Here is a 19,193-nt window from a genome sequence, read left to right as displayed (position 1 = left end):
ACATCAAAAAAGCGCGAGGAAGCAGGTTGTTAGTGGAGAAAAAAGCCCATCCTGGGATGGGCTAAAAGTTCCACGGCAACTTAAAGACTCTATATTTTTCTTGCTACAGCCGCGTGGGTCGCAACAAGAAATCTACGGAGTATTGGTACTAATTAAACGCTGTAGTACAGCTCAAACTCTACCGGGTGCGGAGTCATGCGCACGCGGTCATCTTCTTCGCGACGCAGCGTAATGTACGCATCGATCGCTTCATTGGTGAACACGCCGCCTGCAGTCAGGAACTCACGGTCCAGATCCAGTTCTTTCAGTGCTTCTTCCAGAGAACCTGCAACCTGTGGGATCTCTTTCGCTTCTTCCGGCGGCAGGTCGTACAGGTTTTTGTCCATGGCTTCGCCCGGGTGGATCTTGTTCTTAATACCGTCAAGACCAGCCATCAGCAGTGCTGCGAAGCACAGGTACGGGTTAGCAGCCGGGTCCGGGAAACGCACTTCGATACGACGCGCTTTCGGAGAAGCCACTACCGGAATACGGATAGAAGCAGAACGGTTACGGGCAGAGTAAGCCAGCATTACCGGCGCTTCGTAGCCTGGGACCAGACGCTTGTAAGAGTTGGTGGTTGGGTTAGCCAGCGCGTTGATCGCTTTAGCGTGTTTGATTACGCCGCCGATGTAGAACAGCGCCTGCTCAGACAGACCCGCATATTTGTCGCCAGAGAACAGGTTTACGCCGTTCTTGGACAGGGACATGTGGCAGTGCATACCGGAACCGTTATCGCCAAACATAGGTTTTGGCATAAAGGTCGCGGTTTTACCGAAACGGTGAGCGACGTTGTGAACCACATATTTGTAGATCTGAATTTCGTCCGCTTTTTTGGTCATGGTGTTAAAGCGGGTCGCGATTTCGTTCTGACCTGCGGTCGCCACTTCGTGGTGATGCGCTTCAACAACCAGGCCCATTTCTTCCATGATCAGACACATGGTAGAACGGATGTCCTGAGAAGAATCTACCGGAGGAACTGGGAAGTAACCGCCTTTCACGCCAGGACGGTGACCTTTGTTACCACCTTCGTATTTGGTGGAAGAGTTCCATGCGCCTTCGATGTCATCGATAGCCACGTGGGAACCGGAAATGGACGCGCCGAAACGGATGTCGTCAAACAGGAAGAACTCTGGCTCAGGCCCGAACAGAACGGTGTCTGCGATGCCGGTAGAACGCAGATACTCTTCAGCGCGTTTAGCGATGGAGCGCGGGTCGCGGTCGTAGCCCTGCAGCGTACCTGGTTCCAGGATATCGCAACGGATGATCAGGGTGGACTCTTCATAGAACGGGTCGATGAGTGCAGTAGACGCATCTGGCATCAGAACCATGTCTGATTCGTTAATGCCTTTCCAGCCACCGATTGAGGAGCCGTCAAACATTTTGCCTTCTTCAAAGAATTCGGCATTTACCTGATGAGCAGGAATAGTGACGTGCTGTTCTTTACCTTTGGTATCAGTGAAGCGTAAATCAACAAACTTCACTTCGTGTTCGTTCAGCATCGTCAAAACGTGTTCAGCGGACATACTTACTCTCCCGGATTGGTCATGGTCGTCGTGGTAACGAAGTCTTCAATTCTGCAAAAAATTGGCCGTGTCGCCGTAAAAAATATAAAGCGAAATCTGTGCCAACTTTTAAATTGCCCCTAAAAGGCGTTATCATGCGCACTATCGTGCAAAGGGGCTGCACCATGAAGGTTGTATTGCACCATTATAGTGCTTTAATGTGAACATTAAGCACCATATTGGTGCAAAGCATGTCAGATTACCCCTTTTAACGCTCCGTGAATGTGATCACAAAGAAACTCTGCAATACTTGTTTGCGGAGGATGTTTGTGATCCTGTTTTGTACTGCGATTAATCCGTGTACAATAACGCGCTATTTCTAAAATGCCTGAGGCAAAGTTGTGATCGAAAATTTGCGTAACATCGCCATCATCGCGCACGTAGACCATGGTAAAACGACCCTGGTAGACAAGCTGCTCCAACAATCCGGTACGTTCGATGCACGTGCTGAAACCCAAGAGCGCGTGATGGACTCCAACGATTTGGAGAAAGAGCGTGGGATTACCATCCTCGCTAAAAACACCGCTATCAAATGGAATGACTACCGTATCAACATCGTTGATACCCCAGGGCACGCCGACTTCGGTGGTGAAGTTGAACGTGTAATGTCCATGGTCGACTCCGTGCTGCTGGTGGTGGATGCAATGGATGGTCCGATGCCGCAGACGCGCTTCGTGACCAAAAAAGCCTTTGCCCATGGCCTGAAGCCAATTGTTGTTATCAACAAAGTTGACCGCCCTGGCGCGCGTCCTGACTGGGTTGTTGATCAGGTATTTGACCTGTTCGTTAACCTCGACGCTACCGACGAGCAGCTGGACTTCCCGATCGTTTACGCTTCCGCGCTGAACGGTATCGCAGGTCTGGATCACGAAGATATGGCTGAAGACATGACTCCGCTGTATCAGACCATCGTTGATCGTGTTCCGGCTCCAAGCGTAGACCTTGATGGCCCGCTGCAGATGCAAATCTCTCAGCTGGACTACAACAACTACGTTGGCGTAATCGGCATCGGCCGTATCAAACGCGGTAAAGTTAAACCGAACCAGCAGATCACTATCATTGATAGCGAAGGCAAAACCCGTAACGGTAAAGTCGGTAAAGTTCTGACCCATCTGGGTCTGGAACGTATCGAGAGTGATATTGCCGAAGCGGGCGATATCATCGCGATCACCGGTCTGGGCGAACTGAACATCTCCGACACCATCTGCGACCCGCAGAACGTCGAAGCGCTGCCGGCTCTGTCCGTTGATGAACCGACCGTAACCATGTTCTTCTGCGTAAACACCTCCCCGTTCTGTGGTAAAGAAGGTAAATATGTTACCTCTCGTCAGATCCTTGACCGCCTGAACAAAGAGCTGGTGCACAACGTTGCGCTGCGCGTCGAAGAAACCGAAGATGCGGATGCGTTCCGTGTATCCGGTCGTGGTGAGCTTCACCTGTCTGTTCTGATCGAGAACATGCGTCGTGAAGGTTTCGAAATGGCGGTTTCCCGTCCGAAAGTAATCTTCCGCGAAATCGACGGCCGTAAACAAGAGCCGTTCGAAAACGTAACGCTGGACGTAGAAGAGCAGCATCAGGGTTCTGTCATGCAGGCTCTGGGTGAGCGTAAAGGCGACCTGAAAAACATGAATCCAGATGGCAAAGGCCGCGTACGTCTTGACTACGTGATCCCAAGCCGTGGTCTGATCGGTTTCCGTTCAGAATTCATGACCATGACCTCCGGTACCGGTCTGCTGTACTCCACCTTCAGCCACTACGACGATGTTCGTGCGGGTGATGTGGGTCAGCGTCAGAACGGCGTACTGATCTCCAACGGCCAGGGTAAAGCAGTTGCGTTCGCACTGTTCAGCCTGCAGGACCGCGGTAAGCTGTTCCTGGGGCACGGTGCTGAAGTTTACGAAGGCCAGATCATCGGTATTCACAGCCGCTCTAACGACCTGACTGTAAACTGCCTGACCGGTAAGAAACTGACCAACATGCGTGCGTCCGGTACTGACGAAGCAACGGTTCTGGTTCCGCCGGTTAAGATGACTCTGGAGCAGGCTCTGGAATTCATCGATGACGACGAACTGGTAGAAGTTACCCCAACCTCTATCCGTATCCGTAAGCGTCACCTGACTGAAAACGATCGTCGCCGTGCAATGCGTGGCGCGAAAGAAGAGTAATTAACGCTCTTTCTCAGGTAAGCATAAAAAAGCCGCTGATTTCAGCGGCTTTTTTTATCATCAGGAGAATTAGAAGAAATACTTTGCCCCAACACGAATCTGGTTTTGTTCGCGATGATAGGGTTCAACATTGCGATCTAACCAGCGTAATTCAAGGTAGGGTAACCAGTGTTCATTGATACGATACTTAAAGGTATTGGTAATTTCCCAGTGATGATCTTTTCCATTGCTGCTATTGAAGTCATTGACTCGCATAAAATAGTGCGGTTCAAAGGTATAGGAAAATTTATCGGTAATGGTAAAGTTCCAGTAGTTGCCTATTTCATAGGTATCATTATTATCCAGCTCACCGTTTAGGTCGGTTGAACTGTAGTTATTATGGTTATATCGATTACGCACGGTAAGATTAAACCACGGTGTAAATTTATAGTTAATATCCAGATAAACAGCACCGCCTGAGCCAATACTCTTATCGTTTATTAACCCTCCAGGCTGGATTGTTAATTTATCTGTCGGTTTAAATAACGGGTACCAACCCTCTATTTCGTTATAGCCGTGTTTTAACTCATCCTTGCGTTGCATAGTGTAGGTGTTCGTAAGCATGATACCCGCGCCCATATCGGAGTTATAGCCAACGCGCAGCATGACCTCCATTTGGTCGGATGCCAGGTTATATGCTTCGCGGTTTTCTACATAGGCTCCAGCGAAAGCAGAGGTTGATACCACAGAGGATAATAGAATTATTGTCGTTAATTTTTTCATGATAAATCCATTTTTTACGCGTAGGGAGGCCGCCATCCATTGGGATGGAATAGGCGGCAATTATTTTTATACGTTTACAGCAGAGGTATTCTTTTTATTAGTAATAGGGTCCGGTTGGATGTTGTTTTTCTTCCGTTGGCTGATTTCCTCAATAATAAAAGCAAAACGAGTTTCGTTGAGCTTATAAAAGAAGCCCATCGAGAGTGCTGCAATAATTGCAAGTCCGCAAGGCCAGAGGAAAATAAGCTGACGCAAACCGAGCAGTGTGGCATCGCTCTGGACTATATTGGGGATATAACCGATTTGCGTCAGCATGATGCCCGGCAGGAAGCCTGCGAGCGCAGCAGAAATTTTGCGAGAAAAGGTATAACCCGTATACACCGAACCTTCCGCACGGATCCCCGTTTTCCATTCGCCATAATCGACCGTATCCGGAACCAGTGCCCAGTTTAGACTGTTAACAAAAGCGGTTCCGAAGAAGGCCATGCAAGAGAACGTGACGAATAAAAATGACGTACTGCCCCAGAAAAAGTTCAGCACATCACCGATAGCCCATAGCACCAGGCCACCGAGGTAAACCTGCTTTTTACCGAAGCGTTTTACAGCCGCGGGAACCAGCAGTACCCCAACCAGAATGCATCCCATGCTGAAGAAACCCATCCACGACAGCAGATGAATATCGTTGAGCACGTACTGGGTGTAATACACCTGGATCGCCAGCTTGATGTTGAATGCCGCCAACGTGCACAGATTGGCGACACACAGCACCAGCAGTGGAGGGTTACGGAAAATGGCGCAGAACGACTTGAGAATGCTGGGCTTATGGTGATCCGGCACGATCTCGATATAGCGTTCCTTCACACCGCTAAAGCACCACCACATACTGAACAGTCCGCAGACGGAGAAGATCAGTGCGGCAATCAGATAACCCAGCGAAGGTGAACTAACAAATAGCGCCTGAATAGGCATAAAGCCAACAGTACACAGTAACAGGCCTACGGTAGCTCCGCCCTGACGCCAGGCGGCGAGCTGAGCTCGTTCATGCGGGTTTTTCGTGATCGCGGGCACCATCGCGCCGTAGGAGCAGTTCATCAGGCTATAGAACAGCCCGAACAGCATAAACAACACTGTCGCCAGCCCGGTTTTCACCGTTAGCGTAAAATCTGTCGCTAAAAACTGCGCGCTGGCAACGACAGCAACAGGAAATGATGCATACAAAATAAAGGGCCTGAATTTCCCTTTTGCGCCAATATTACGCCTTGAGTCCAGCAACACACCGGTCAACATATCAGTGAAAGCGGTGAAGAACTTCGCCACCAAAAAGATAATCCCACCGTAATACGCCGGCATCCCTAGTTCATCGGTATAAAATTTAAGCAGATACAGCGTACCGATACACAGCATCAAATTTGAGCCGAAGTCACCCACTCCGTAGGCGAATTTTTCACGCAGGCTCAGTTTTAGCGTTAGCGGATCATGAAAAGACATAATCGCTCCTCAATAGCGCCCCGTAGAGCGCTATTCATTATTATTATCAAACGGGTTGTTTACGCGCTTCTATCTCTTCAACGATGCGGACATACATCTTCTCGTTAAGGTTGTAGAAACAGCCCATAGCTACAATGGTGATCACCGCCAAGGCGCAGGGATAAATAAAGATCAACTGACGAAATCCTTCGACCGTACTTGCAGATTGCACCACATTGGGGACGTAGCCGATTTGCGTCAGCATCCATCCCGGGAAGAATCCTGCCAGCGCTTGTGACACTTTACGGAAGAAGGTGAAACCGGTGTATACCGTACCTTCAGAGCGTACGCCGGTACGCCATTCGCCATATTCCACGGTATCGGAGACCAGCGCCCAGTTCAGGCTGTTGACGAATGCCGAGCCGAAGAACGCCAGACAAGAGAACGCGACAAAACTGACGGAGCCGCCGCCAAAGAAGTAGTTAAGCAGATCGCCCGCCACCCAAATCAGCAAACCGCCGATGTAGACTTTTTTCTTGCCAAAACGTCTGACCATGCCAGGCATCAAGAAGACGCCGATGAAGATACAACCCATGCTAAAAAAGCCCATCCAGGAAAGGAGGATCGGGTCATTAAGAACGTACTGGGTGTAGTAGACCTGAATCGCCAGCTTGACGTTAAACGCGCCAAGCGTGCAAAGGTTGGCAATGCACAGAATAAACAGCGGGCGGTTACCGGCGATGGCGCGAAAGGATTGCAGCAATCCCGGTTTTTGCGCGGCATCAACGGGTTTCACTTCCACGTAACGTTCTTTTACCCCGGCATAGCAGAGCCACATAAACAGCAGGCCAAACAGAGAAAACAACGTGGCGGCGAAGATATAACCCAGCTGCGAGTTGCCTTCGATCAGGTTCATTACGGGAACAAAACCGACGGTACACAGCAACAGACCCAGGGTTGCGCCACCTTGCCGCCAGGCGGCAAGCGACGCGCGTTCGTCAGGATTTTTCGTAATCGCGGGAACCATCGCACCATAAGAGCAGTTCATCATGCTGAAAAACAATCCGTACAGCATAAACAGCACCGTTGCCATGACCGTTTTACCGGTTACTTCAAACGGTGTACCGACAAAGTTTGCAATCGCCAGCAAGGTAACCGGAAATGCGGCATAAAGAACGAACGGCCGGAATTTTCCCTTCGGGCCGATTTTGCGGCGGGAATCAAGCATAATCCCGGTGCCCATATCGGTAAACGCGGTAAAAAACTTGGCGATGAGGAAAATGATACCGCCATAAGTTCCAGGTAAACCAAGGACATCGGTATAAAACTTGAGTAAATAGAGCGTACCAATATCCAGCAGGATATTGGAGCCTAAATCACCCATCCCATAGGCGAGTTTTTCTTTGAACGGCAAGCGTAGGGTTGCCGGATTAGAGGAAGTCTGACTCATTATTATTCTCCATGTGCCCGCGAGTTTCCCCACGGGCGAGCCGCATTAGATGTTGCGTAAAGTGGCAAACAGTGACGCCCATTCACTCTTCGCGCGATAAAACACCGGAGGCTTGCCAATAGGCGCATCCACGGTAATTTCACCGCCCTGGTAAGTTTCCCCGGTCCAGATGTTGACCCAGCTATCCTCCGGCAGATACAGAGTCCAGTTTTGCTGGCCTTGTTCGTGAACCGGCGCAACCAGCACATCCTGTCCCAGCAGGTACTGATATTTCAGGGTGTAGGTCCGCGCATCGTCTTCGTAATGTAGGAATAGCGGACGCATCACCGGCAGACCGGTAGCGCTGTTTTGTGCGACTGCCTGTTTCAGATACGGTTTAAGGGTGGTAAAGACGGTGGTCATACGAGCAAAGTGGGCGATGGTGTCAGCATCGCCATCAAACTGCCAGTTATCGCCAGGGCGGTTACCTTCGTGGGTGCGCATCATCGGCGTGAAGGCGCTAAAGTCACACCAGCGCAGCAGCAGCTCTTTGCTGCGTTTCATTTCAAATAGGGTGGTGTAGCCGCCGATATCGCTGTGGTGCAGACCATGACCGCTCATCGCCAGTGACAGCGCTGCAGGAACGACGGAAGCCAGACCGTCGTCAAGGCTCCAGTCAACGTTCTGATCGCCTGCCCACATCATGGTGGAGTATTTCTGGCTGCCGGTGTAACCCGCACGCATAAAGAACAGAATCTCGCCGAGCTTGCCAGTCTCCTGTAACGCTTCGTAGTTACATTTCGCCCACAGCGCAGGCCAGGCGTTATGCATAATTTCAGCGCTAATGCCATTGTGCAGGTAAGTGTCTGTTGGCAGGTATTCGCCAAAGTCGGCCATCCAACCGCCGCATCCCAGCTCAATCATGTTCTTTTTGATGACTTCTTTGAACCAGGCGTAGGCTTCAGGGTTGGTCAGGTCCACCACGCCGCCATAAAACTCGCCAAACTCAACCAGATAGTCAGCGCCAGAGGCATCTTTCGCCAGATAACCGTGCGCAGCCGCTTCAGCGCAGAGATCTTTATCGCTGGCGACGTACGGGTTGATGTAGGAGAGGAATTGCACGCCTTCTTCTTTCCACTGCTTAATACGGCTATCCAACTGAGGATAGTTGTCGCTGTTCCACTTCCAGTTCCACATCACGCGTTTGCCAAAGGAGGTCATGCGGATCCCGGACCAGTCCTGCGCCCAGATGCCGTTTACTTTCACGCCTGCGTTACGCATGGTGTCCAGTTTGTTCTGGCAAACCTCAGTACCGCCTTGAATACCGAGCGTGACGCCATCGTAGATCCAGTCCGGCAGCTCCGGCTGGCGTCCTAACAGCGCGGTCAGTTTTTCCAGTAAAGAGATGTAGGTGTCAGCGCATTCAAATCGTAGGGTGGTTTTGTCCTCCCACAATGCCAGTTCGTGATACTCCGGCGCGCTGAAGTCGAAATTCATATAGCAGCTGTTATCAACGTGGCAGTAGTACTTCTGCGTGCTGACGAAGGTCGGCTGCGGGAAAAAGGTCCAGTAGTAGTCACCACCAGCATTTTCTTTGCAGTCTGCCTGCCAGGTGACATAGCTATTTTTGTTACGGCCCACGCCCTGTTCGCTGGTCCACAGTGGGAACGGTTTACCGCGTAAGTCGAAATAAGAGAACTGTTCACCGCAGCCGTAAATATGATCGTCCGGGTTGGCAGCCAGACGCAGCCAGATGCGGTTATGGCTGAGGTCATCGTTGTGCAGATCCAGCTTCAGGCGACCCTGTTCATCGGTGGAGATGTGCAGCGTGGCGTTGATGGTGTTACCGCGACTGAAATGCACCTGCCAGCCGTCAGGCGACTCGCTGACCGTGGCGTCGGTCAGGGCAATCTTCTCATTGAGTTTGTCTTTAATGCTGAAGTTGCCGCGGAACATATCAATATCGGCAACGCCAGCGCCGATCCACAGGCAAGGTGTTTCTGTGCTGTGACGTAAAATCAGGCGCTGGTGGTATGTCAGCGTAAAGCCATTCTGTAACGTCGTTAGTTCTAAAGCGGTTGACCGTTGTTGTAGCGAATTCATTATCGTCTCCGTAAAAATAGGGTAATTCGGTAATTTTTGTTTTGGGATAAGGTTATTCGGCACCGATTAAAAAATGCATCCGATGCATCTCGCCGGGTGCCAGAGAGATAAGACTGATGCCTGAATTAAAGGCATCTGGCGGGCAGGTCATGGGTTCTACGGCAATCCCCAGACGGTGTAATTTCTCGCCGCTGTAAATCTGTAGCCACGGCTGGTCGCAACGTAAGTACGTCGTCATATTTTTCGTTGCACTGAACATGCTGACTTCCCATTCACGCCCGGACACAGGGGTTTTAAAGGTGTGATCGATCTGCGTTGCAGCGACAGGGCGCGGCGTGGTGAAATTCAGCGCGGTATTCTCAACGCGATGCGTTTCCAGGGTATCAATGTCAAAGACCTCATCTGTCGGAAGAGTGAGCGTACAGCTATCTATCTTCTCAAGACCACAGGTCAAATAGGGATGAGCGCCAGAACCATAAGGCGCTGATTCATCACCAATATTCAGCGTAGTAATAAAAATGTGCAGACCGCTTATTGCATCAAGGCGATATGTTGTTTCAACCAGTAATGAAAAGGGATAACCATAAGAGGGCGGCAGAAAAATCATCAGCGACACTTCCGATGCCGACTGCTGGTTAATCTGCCAGTCCCGCCAGGCCAACAGCCCGTGAATGGCGGTATGCGAAATAGGGTCGTTAACGGCAAGCTGGAAGGTCTTGCCGTTATGTTGATAGCTGCCGTCTGCAACGCGGTTTGGCCATGGGACTAACACTTTTCCTAAATGCGCCTGCGGCATCTCTTTCGGCTTATGTGGAATAACGATGTGACGCCCACGATGCATCAATTCTGCCAGCCCAGCGCCAACCGTGACGATTTTCGCCTCGTAGTGTCCGGCCTGAAGATGAATGGTTTTTCCACCACTATGCATGGCTGCTATCCTTGTGACTTATTTGGCGTTGATATCCAGAAGACCGGCAGCAACCGCCGGAGCAAGGCCCGGAGCCAGCGGTAGACGCGGGATTACCAGGCAGTGCAGCAGGTGATAAATGTCCTGCTTACCGTCCCAGACTTTGGTGGTCACTTTGTTATCGGTGTCCAACTCCTGCCACCATGAACCGGTCTCGTAGTCCATCAGATAGGTGATGCAGTAATCCCACCACTTCTGGTACCAGGCTTCGTACTGGCTGTCGCCGGTGAGGGTATACAAGGCATAGGCGGTACCCATGGCTTCGACTATCGGCCAACGCACTCTTTCGCGAACGATTGGTTTACCGTCCCAGTCCACCGAATAGACAAAACCATCCGCACCGTCCGGTGCCCAGGCATCACGGATGGTGGCGTGGAACAAGCCTTTGGCATCTTCCAGCAGCCAGGCGGGAGGCGTTTCGAAGCGGGCTTCCAACGCGGCATGCAGATGCAGCATCAGACGGCCCCATTCGATCCAGTGGCCCGGCGTGCCGCCGTATGCGCGGAAACGGTGAGCAGGGTTATCCTTGTTGTAATCGCGGATTGGGTTCCACTGTGAATCGAAGTGCTCGTTGACGCGATACTCCCCGCTGCGGGCCACGTCGTGAATAATCACCGAAGCAATTCGCAGTGCGCGATCGAGCCATTTACGGTCATGGGTAACGTCATAAACGATCAGGAAAGCCTCGACCGCGTGCATGTTGGCGTTACCGCCACGGTAATCTTCCGTCTGGCTGAAGGCTTCGTCCCAGGACTCCAGGCACATCTGCTCGTCTTCGCTCCAGAAGTACTTTTCAATCACCTCGATGGCATCATCCAACAATTGTCTGGCCTGTGGATGACCGGTAGTGACCGCGCTTGCCGCGCCGAGCAAGACGAAGAAATGCTGATAACCCTGCTTGGAGGCGTCCATCACGCCTTCGTCATTTACGCAGGCGTACCAACCGCCGAAGCGTGTGTCGCGTAGCGCACCGTTCAGCGCTTTAATGCCGTGATCGACGAGTTGGTATGCGCCAGGCCGACCCATCGACGCGGCAACGGAGTAGACGTGCAGCATGCGGGCGGTGATCCACAGATGTGTCCCCATATCTGCTCTGACCTGACCACTGTTTCCCAGCCAGCCAAATCCGGTAGGTACCGCAGCGTTCTTACCAAAGTTAAAGATGCGGTCTGTTTCCTGCTCCAGCCAGCGGTTGTGGCTTAGGGTGTTAAACCATTTCATTCTGAGATCCTCTTAGCGCCGGGCCATCATTTCATCGACGATATCGCCCAGACGCTGCAACTTAGGTGCGGAAACATCACGCAGCATCAGTTCGGTATCCGGCAGGCCAACCACGGATGACCAGACCGCACGTCCGGCCAGGAAGCCGGATGCGCCAGCGGTCATTGCTACGCTGACCGCGCGTGGGAACAGTTTTTCATCCACACCGGAGGAGAGAATGACCCACGGCATGTTGATGTTTTCATTCAGGCGCTGAGAGGCGCTAAGCAGCTCTTGTTGGGTTCCTTTGCCGTACAGAGGCATTTCGACCTTGTAGAGATCGGCACCGCTATCACCCAGTTCTTTCGCGGCATCGATAATGGCCTGTTCACGATCGAACTTATCGCCACGACGTGGCGGGCGAACAACCGGCTCGATGATGCTCAGCAGGCCATTGGAATGGCACAGTTCATTGAATTCTCCCACCATATCAAGACGTTGTTGGGCATCTTCATCGCTACGCCACAGCACCAGCAGTTTGAGGGCCTTGGCACCATCTTGCTTCACGGTCTGCGGGTCGATTTTTTTATCAATCACCACGCTATCGACCGGAATACCGTTACCCGGAATGAACTCATCAGCGGCCACAATCATGGCGCAGTTTTTGGCGACCGCGTTTTGCTCTACAACCTGGCGGTAGCAGAACTGCTGATCGACCAGAATGGCGGAGGCATAGGGGGAAAGGATCTTCGCCGCATTGACTTTGAAATCGGTCAGCACGCTGTCATTGACCGGGGATTTTGCACCCGCGGCGGCAAACATTAAGCGCATGGCTTCGCGCTGATCGACCGCCAGCATGGCAAACCCGCCGGAAGCTCGGGTGATATCTTTCAGGGTGTACTTGGTCATTGTTCAGTCCTTTTACTTATCAAAGTTGGGAATTCAGTCCGGCAGATGTCCGAACCTGCTCGAGTATTGCGGTCCAGTCTTCCCGGCCACGGCCAGCGGCCCGTGCCTGGTTATAGACTTCGCGGGAAGCGGCGCCGAGCGGCATCGGCACGTGCAATTGGTTGGCAACGTCCAGGGCGATGCCAAGATCCTTGTGAGCTAAATCGATCATGAAAGCCGGGGAAAGATCGCCTTTCAGCACTTTGTTCGGCCAGGAGGTAGTAAAGTGGCCTTTTCCGGCGGGGGTGCCGCTCATGACTTGCAAAGCCACATCGAAGGAGAGACCAAGTGCCTCGCACAACACGGCGGCTTCGGCAGAGAGGGCGTTTAGCGCGATACTCATGTAGTTGTTGATGAGCTTCACGCGGATCCCCATGCCGGGACCACCTGCATTGATCAATTCATTACCCATCGCCATCAGAACCGGTGTGGCGCGTTCTACCTGCTGTGCCGTTCCACCTGCCAGCAGCAACAGCGTTCCCGCTATGGCGTGATCGGAGGTGCGTCCAACCGGGCAATCCATCATATCGAAGCCTTGGGCACGCATATCGGCGATGAGTTTATCGGTTTGCAGTGGGTGAATAGTCGACATATCAATTACTAACGCCTGCTGGGAGAGGCTTTCGCAAATACCCTGCTCGCCGAACAATACGCTGCGCACCAGATCGCCGTTTGGCAGCATGGTGATGACAAATTCTGCACCTTGTGCTGCCTGAGCCGGGCTACTGGCAGGCTGTGCTCCTTTTTCCACCAGGCGCTGAACGGCATCCGGGTTAACGTCAAAGACGCTGAGTTGATGACCCTGCTTCAGCAAGTTGCTCGCCATGGGTGAACCCATCTGACCTAATCCGATAAATGCTATAACTGCCATAACGTTCTCCTGAGACGTGGATGTCATTTTTTGTCATTTAAGGTCGTTTGTTTCTGTCTGTTTTTGATCGTATTTGTAATTTATGGTCAAAAAATTGACAGTCGTCACTTTTTAAACATTTTGTGAAATTAAAATGATCCCATCTTGAAACGCCTAAGGAACGACCATGATTCGTATTGCTTGTGTAGGTATTGCCGTGATGGATCGCATCTATTACGTGGAAGGTTTACCGACTGAAGGAGGTAAGTATGTGGCGAAGCGTTATACGGAAGTGGGCGGCGGGCCTGCTGCAACGGCCGCAGTGGCTGCAGCGAAGCTGGGCGCTAAGGTGGACTTTATTGGCCGTGTGGGCGATGACGACACCGGAAATAGCTTGCTGGCGGAGCTGGAGTCCCTGGGGGTAAATACCCGCTATTCCCGGCGCTACGCGGGGGCGAAGTCTTCACAATCGGCAATTATGGTTGATGCGCAAGGGGAACGGATTATCGTTAACTATCCCAGCCCGGATTTACTGCATGATGCTGACTGGCTCAATGAGATCGATTTTACCCAGTGGGATGTGGTGTTGGCGGATGTTCGCTGGCACGAAGGGGCCAGGCAGGCGTTCACATTGGCACGTCGGGCGGGAGTGATGACGGTACTGGATGGTGACGTAACGCCACAAGATATCCGCGAGTTGGTGGCATTAAGCGATCATGCTGCGTTTTCTGAACCCGGTCTGGCGCGTTTAACCGGGATAAACGATCCTGAAGCCGGACTGAAACAAGCACAAACGCTCACAAATGGTCACGTATATGTAACGCGGGGCAGTGCAGGCTGCGACTGGATAAAAAATAATACGTTGCAGCATCAATCTGGATTTAAAGTCGACGTTGTTGACACTACGGGGGCGGGGGATGTTTTCCATGGTGCGCTCGCGTTTAGCCTGGCCGGTGGCGACCTCCCGGAAGAGGCCGTCAGGTTCGCCAGCGGGGTTGCTGCGCTAAAATGTACGCGTCCGGGAGGAAGGGCCGGAATCCCTGACTGTGATCAAACCCGATCTTTTCTGTCACTTTTTGTATAAAATGCCAGGGCAATGGTTTTTCGAGGAAATTTCATGAGTCTTACCGAACTGACCGGTAACCCGCGACACGATCAACTGCTTATGCTGATTAGCGAGCGCGGTTATATGAATATCGACGAGCTGGCCAGCCTGCTGGACGTGTCCACGCAGACCGTGCGTCGTGATATTCGTAAACTCAGCGAGCAGGGATTAATTACGCGTCATCATGGTGGCGCGGGCAGAGCCTCCAGCGTGGTGAATACGGCGTTTGAGCAGCGTGAAGTCTCCTGGACGGAGGAGAAAAAAGCCATCGCGGAAGCGGTGGCGGACTACATTCCCGATGGGTCAACGGTGTTTATTACCATTGGCACCACCGTTGAGCAGGTGGCCCGCTCGCTGTTAAACCATAATCATTTGCGCATTATCACCAACAGTCTGCGCGTGGCGCACATTCTTTATAACAATCCACGTTTTGAAGTCATGGTGCCGGGGGGAACGTTACGCCCGCACAACAGTGGCATCATTGGTCCTTCTGCCTCGGCATTTGTCGCTGATTTTAGGGCCGACTACCTGGTAACCAGCGTTGGCGCGATCGAAAGTGATGGCGCGCTGCTGGAGTTTGATGTCAATGAAGCCAGCGTAGTGAAAACGATGATGTCGCACTCAAGACACATTCTGCTGGCAGCGGATCATACGAAATATACGGCTTCTGCCGCGGTAGAAATTGGTAACGTCTCTCAGGTGACCGCGCTGTTTACCGATGAATACCCAGGTCCCGCATTGCATAATTTACTCCAGTCACAACAGGTTGAAATTGTGCAGGTGAGTCCTTCACAAGATGATGCTTTGGCCGTGTAATTCCTCAGATGATGGCTCGATAAGTTCGAAGCCATCACTCTCACATAGTCAAACTTCTCCTTTCCCGCTACAGTTATTCATCCACGGCGAATAAGGAGAAGGGCATGCTCTATATCTTTGATTTAGGTAATGTGATTGTCGATATCGACTTCAACCGCGTGTTGGGCACATGGAGCGATCTGAGCCGTGTACCGCTGGCCTCGCTGAAGCAAAGTTTCACCATGGGGGAGGCTTTTCACCAGCATGAGCGAGGTGAAATAACGGATGAAGCCTTTGCCGAGGCGCTATGTCATGACATGGCACTGCCGCTAAGTTACGAGCAGTTCTCTCACGGCTGGCAGGCCGTTTTTGTGGCATTGCGCCCTGAAGTCATCGACATCATGCATAAACTGCGTGAGCAGGGGCATCGGGTGGTCGTTTTGTCGAATACTAACCGTCTGCACACAACATTTTGGCCGGATGAATATCCTGAAATTCGTCAGGCTGCTGACCATATTTATCTTTCCCAGGATCTGGGCATGCGAAAACCGGAAGCGCGGATTTACCAGCATGTCCTGCAGTCTGAAGGTTTTTCTGCGGAAGATGCGGTCTTTTTTGACGACAACGCCGATAATATTGAAGGAGCTAACCGGTTAGGGATTACCAGTATCCAGGTCGTCGATAAAACGACCATTCCTGACTATTTCGCGAAGTTGTTATGTTAAAAAATGTTCAGCAACAAGCCAGGCACCATACGCGTCCTGTACGGGCCTGGCTGAAGCTACTATGGCAGCGGATTGATGAGGACAACATGACGACGCTGGCAGGGAATCTTGCCTACGTTTCACTGCTCTCATTAGTGCCGCTTATCGCCGTTGTGTTTGCTCTTTTCGCCGCATTTCCGATGTTTTCCGACGTCAGTGCCCAGCTACGTCATTTTATTTTTGCAAACTTTATCCCGGCGACGGGAGACGTCATCCAGCGTTATATCGAACAGTTTGTCGCCAACTCGAACAAAATGACGGCCGTTGGGGCATGTGGGCTGATTGTCACGGCGTTATTGCTGATGTATGCCATTGATAATGCTCTGAATACTATCTGGCGCAGTAAGCGCACTCGTCCCAAAGTTTACTCTTTCGCCGTCTACTGGATGATTTTAACGCTGGGGCCGCTGCTGGCGGGGGCTAGTCTGGCGATCAGCTCTTATTTGTTGTCATTGCGCTGGGCCAGCGATCTCAACTCGGTGATTGATGACGTCTTGCGTATTTTCCCTCTGGTGCTTTCCTGGCTCTCGTTCTGGCTGCTTTACAGCATTGTACCGACTACGCGTGTGCCCAATCGTGATGCGGTTATTGGCGCCTTTGTGGCCGCCGTGTTGTTCGAGGCCGGAAAGAAAGGATTTGCGCTCTACATCACGATGTTCCCGTCGTATCAGCTCATTTACGGTGTCCTGGCGGTGATCCCCATTTTATTTGTCTGGGTATACTGGACGTGGTGTATCGTCTTGCTAGGCGCGGAAATAACTGTCACTCTCGGGGAATACCGCAAACTTAAACAAGCCGCAGAACAAGAAGAAGCAGATCAACCATGATTGCATTAATTCAGCGCGTAACCCGTGCCAGCGTCACCGTGGAGGGCGAGGTGACGGGTGAAATTGGCCTAGGACTTTTGGTCTTGTTAGGTGTCGAAAGGGATGATGACGAACAGAAAGCGAACCGTCTGTGCGAGCGCGTACTCGGCTATCGAATCTTTAGCGATGCCGAAGGAAAAATGAACCTCAACGTGCAGCAATCAGGTGGCAGTGTGCTGGTGGTTTCACAGTTCACGCTGGCGGCAGATACCGAACGTGGCATGCGTCCGGGGTTTTCGAAAGGCGCTTCGCCCGAGCGGGCAGAAGCGCTGTATGAATACTTTGTTGAGCGTTGCCGCCAACAGGAAATGAATACGCAAACCGGTCGATTCGCTGCGGATATGCAGGTTTCACTGGTTAATGATGGCCCCGTGACGTTCTGGTTACAAGTATGAACCAGCTACCGGTGTGGCCGCGGGCAACAAGAGAGAATACGACTATGTATCACCTTCGAGTACCGCAAACAGAAGAAGAGTTGGAGCGTTACTACCAGTTTCGCTGGGAGATGTTGCGTAAACCGTTGCACCAGCCCAAAGGCTCCGAACGGGATGCCTGGGACGCGATGGCGCATCACCAGATGGTGATGGACGAAGAGGGAAATCTGGTCGCGGTCGGGCGTCTGTATATCAATGCGGATAACGAAGCCTCCATACGCTTTATGGCCGTTGACCCCTCAGTGCAGGAGAAAGGGTTGGGCACGCTGATGGCGATGACCCTGGAGTCTGTGGCGCGTCAGGAAGGGGTAAAGCGCGTAACCTGTAGCGCCCGTGAAGATGCGGTTGAATTTTTCGCCAAACTGGGGTTTGTGAGTCAGGGCGAAATTACCACGCCACAAACCACGCCGGTGCGCCATTTTTTGATGATTAAACCCATCGCAACGCTGGACGACATTCTCCATCGCGGGGACTGGTGCGGACAGCTACAGCAAGCCTGGTACGAACATATTCCATTGAGTGAGAAAATGGGCGTGCGCATTCAGCAGTACACCGGGCAGAAATTTATTACTACGATGCCAGAGACAGGCAATCAGAACCCGCACCATACGCTGTTTGCCGGAAGCCTGTTTTCACTGGCGACGTTAACGGGCTGGGGGCTTATCTGGCTGATGCTGCGCGAGCGTCATCTGGGGGGGACGATAATCCTCGCCGACGCGCATATCCGATATAGCAGGCCAATTACCGGGAAACCTACCGCTATTGCCGATCTGGGCTCGCTGAGCGGTGACCTGGACCGTCTGGCAAGAGGCCGTAAGGCGCGCGTTCAGATGCAGGTCGGGGTGTTTGGCGATGACACGCCGGGCGTCGTGTTTGAAGGTACCTACATTGTGCTACCCGCGAAACCGTTTGGCGCATATGAAGAGGGCGGGAATGAGGAAGAGTAGGTCAGAGGGGATCCTCTTTACTCGATGAATGCGTCTGCCGGAAGGTTAAAGCGTTCTGCGAGCATTTTAATATGACTTACAGTCAGTGCTCTGCGACCATTCAAGATGTTGCTGACATTGGATTTTGAACCAAGTTCGTTGGCAAGATCTGCTGCTTTGAGACCATATTGATCCATGAGCGTACGCAGTAACGCAACGCCATGAGGAGTATGTTCCAGTTGTTGGTTGAGGGCACTGAACTCAGGCGCATGTTTTTCGTAGTCGCGGATCCGAGCTGAAAGCAGCTCAAACAACGGGTTTTCCAGGTCGTTACGATCAACCAGAAACTCCACCAAAGCGAGTGCTTTTCGGTACTCTGCCTCATTTTGTTCTTTGCCTAACAGGGGGATTTTTTTCACTGCATCGGTAAAGGTATCGATCATCAATTTTACACTGGCTGTGTCTATCTGATGGCTTTCATGCGTTCTCATTCTTTGTGACCCCGATAGTATGTGGTTAGTCTGTCATACTCGGCATGGTGAACGATATGCTTCACAAATACCTTTTGCAGTTTGAAATCAATATAGGCAATAAGTCTCAAGCAGTTACCTGAAACATTAATCACCCACCATTTATTTCTGTATTTAAAATTATCCAGTGAAGGTATGTACTGCTTCATCTCTTCAGGAGTGTGGAACATTTTTTTCTCTAAAATATTCAGCAAATCAACGAGTGCTGCCATGTGGTTTGGAAAACGGAGTATTGCCTCGTTGAAAGGTTTTCGGCTGATAACATGCATGGTGTAGTTCCA

18 protein-coding genes are annotated in these 19,193 nt (G+C 51.7%); 7 read left to right on the top strand and 11 right to left on the bottom strand.

Annotated features, from left to right (window positions below; all coding sequences use genetic code 11):
• Positions 1-152: 152 nt before the first annotated feature.
• A complete protein-coding gene (gene glnA / locus B9P82_RS19855) occupies positions 153-1,562 on the bottom strand; it encodes a glutamate--ammonia ligase (protein WP_003028638.1) in 1,410 nt (469 codons plus the stop codon).
• Positions 1,563-1,942: 380 nt separating this feature from the next.
• Between glnA and typA the strand changes: the two genes are divergently transcribed.
• On the top strand, positions 1,943-3,766 hold the full coding sequence (gene typA, locus B9P82_RS19845) for a ribosome-dependent GTPase TypA (protein ID WP_008786988.1): 1,824 nt from the start codon (positions 1,943-1,945) through the stop codon (positions 3,764-3,766).
• Between the two features lie 69 nt (positions 3,767-3,835).
• Here the strand turns inward: typA and ompL are convergent, their stop codons facing one another.
• The 8 genes from ompL to yihU all read right to left on the bottom strand — a co-directional run bounded on the left by ompL (position 3,836) and on the right by yihU (position 13,513).
• Complete coding sequence (gene ompL / locus B9P82_RS19840) at positions 3,836-4,528, bottom strand: porin OmpL (RefSeq protein WP_101700787.1); 693 nt, start codon at positions 4,526-4,528, stop codon at positions 3,836-3,838.
• A gap of 66 nt (positions 4,529-4,594) precedes the next feature.
• The gene (locus B9P82_RS19835) at positions 4,595-6,016 is read right to left on the bottom strand and encodes an MFS transporter (RefSeq protein ID WP_101700786.1); all 1,422 of its coding nucleotides are present in this window, start codon (positions 6,014-6,016) and stop codon (positions 4,595-4,597) included.
• A 46-nt stretch (positions 6,017-6,062) separates the two neighbouring features.
• The gene (locus tag B9P82_RS19830; RefSeq protein ID WP_101700785.1) at positions 6,063-7,445 is read right to left on the bottom strand and encodes an MFS transporter; all 1,383 of its coding nucleotides are present in this window, start codon (positions 7,443-7,445) and stop codon (positions 6,063-6,065) included.
• Positions 7,446-7,490: 45 nt separating this feature from the next.
• Positions 7,491-9,527 (bottom strand): alpha-glucosidase, encoded by a 2,037-nt coding sequence (locus B9P82_RS19825; RefSeq protein ID WP_101700784.1) that lies wholly within the window; start codon positions 9,525-9,527, stop codon positions 7,491-7,493.
• Between the two features lie 52 nt (positions 9,528-9,579).
• Positions 9,580-10,455: an aldose-1-epimerase gene (locus tag B9P82_RS19820; RefSeq protein WP_101700783.1), complete on the bottom strand. Its 876-nt coding sequence runs from the start codon at positions 10,453-10,455 to the stop codon at positions 9,580-9,582.
• Between the two features lie 18 nt (positions 10,456-10,473).
• Positions 10,474-11,715 (bottom strand): sulfoquinovose isomerase, encoded by a 1,242-nt coding sequence (gene yihS / locus B9P82_RS19815; protein ID WP_080859875.1) that lies wholly within the window; start codon positions 11,713-11,715, stop codon positions 10,474-10,476.
• A 12-nt stretch (positions 11,716-11,727) separates the two neighbouring features.
• Positions 11,728-12,603 (bottom strand): sulfofructosephosphate aldolase, encoded by an 876-nt coding sequence (gene yihT, locus B9P82_RS19810; RefSeq protein ID WP_016155170.1) that lies wholly within the window; start codon positions 12,601-12,603, stop codon positions 11,728-11,730.
• Between the two features lie 19 nt (positions 12,604-12,622).
• On the bottom strand, positions 12,623-13,513 hold the full coding sequence (gene yihU / locus B9P82_RS19805) for a sulfolactaldehyde 3-reductase (protein ID WP_101700782.1): 891 nt from the start codon (positions 13,511-13,513) through the stop codon (positions 12,623-12,625).
• A 166-nt stretch (positions 13,514-13,679) separates the two neighbouring features.
• Between yihU and B9P82_RS19800 the strand changes: the two genes are divergently transcribed.
• From B9P82_RS19800 to fabY, 6 genes are all read left to right on the top strand, one after another.
• Complete coding sequence (locus B9P82_RS19800; protein WP_019077939.1) at positions 13,680-14,576, top strand: sugar kinase; 897 nt, start codon at positions 13,680-13,682, stop codon at positions 14,574-14,576.
• A gap of 33 nt (positions 14,577-14,609) precedes the next feature.
• On the top strand, positions 14,610-15,413 hold the full coding sequence (locus B9P82_RS19795; protein WP_016155173.1) for a DeoR/GlpR family DNA-binding transcription regulator: 804 nt from the start codon (positions 14,610-14,612) through the stop codon (positions 15,411-15,413).
• 104 nt (positions 15,414-15,517) lie between these two features.
• Positions 15,518-16,117, top strand: a complete 600-nt coding sequence (gene yihX / locus B9P82_RS19790; protein WP_016155174.1) for a glucose-1-phosphatase — start codon at positions 15,518-15,520, stop codon at positions 16,115-16,117.
• The gene (locus B9P82_RS19785; protein ID WP_019077938.1) at positions 16,111-16,983 is read left to right on the top strand and encodes a virulence factor BrkB family protein; all 873 of its coding nucleotides are present in this window, start codon (positions 16,111-16,113) and stop codon (positions 16,981-16,983) included. The genes yihX and B9P82_RS19785 overlap by 7 nt, the downstream gene beginning before the upstream one ends.
• Positions 16,980-17,417 carry a D-aminoacyl-tRNA deacylase gene (dtd, locus tag B9P82_RS19780; RefSeq protein ID WP_101700781.1) on the top strand — a complete coding sequence of 146 codons (438 nt, stop codon included), beginning with the start codon at positions 16,980-16,982 and terminating at the stop codon, positions 17,415-17,417. Before B9P82_RS19785 ends, dtd begins: the two co-directional genes overlap by 4 nt.
• A 44-nt stretch (positions 17,418-17,461) precedes the next feature.
• Positions 17,462-18,403 carry a fatty acid biosynthesis protein FabY gene (gene fabY / locus B9P82_RS19775; protein ID WP_049282313.1) on the top strand — a complete coding sequence of 314 codons (942 nt, stop codon included), beginning with the start codon at positions 17,462-17,464 and terminating at the stop codon, positions 18,401-18,403.
• Positions 18,404-18,420: 17 nt separating this feature from the next.
• On the opposite strand, the gene B9P82_RS19770 is transcribed toward fabY, so the two are convergent.
• The gene (locus B9P82_RS19770) at positions 18,421-18,873 is read right to left on the bottom strand and encodes a helix-turn-helix domain-containing protein (RefSeq protein ID WP_080859878.1); all 453 of its coding nucleotides are present in this window, start codon (positions 18,871-18,873) and stop codon (positions 18,421-18,423) included.
• Complete coding sequence (locus B9P82_RS19765; protein WP_019077936.1) at positions 18,870-19,181, bottom strand: type II toxin-antitoxin system HigB family toxin; 312 nt, start codon at positions 19,179-19,181, stop codon at positions 18,870-18,872. The genes B9P82_RS19770 and B9P82_RS19765 overlap by 4 nt, the downstream gene beginning before the upstream one ends.
• Between the last annotated feature and the right edge of the window lie 12 nt (positions 19,182-19,193).

The organism is Citrobacter sp. L55, from assembly GCF_002850715.1.
GTDB classification, from domain to species: Bacteria; Pseudomonadota; Gammaproteobacteria; order Enterobacterales; family Enterobacteriaceae; genus Citrobacter; species Citrobacter braakii.
This window is presented reverse-complemented; position numbering and strand designations above follow the sequence as displayed.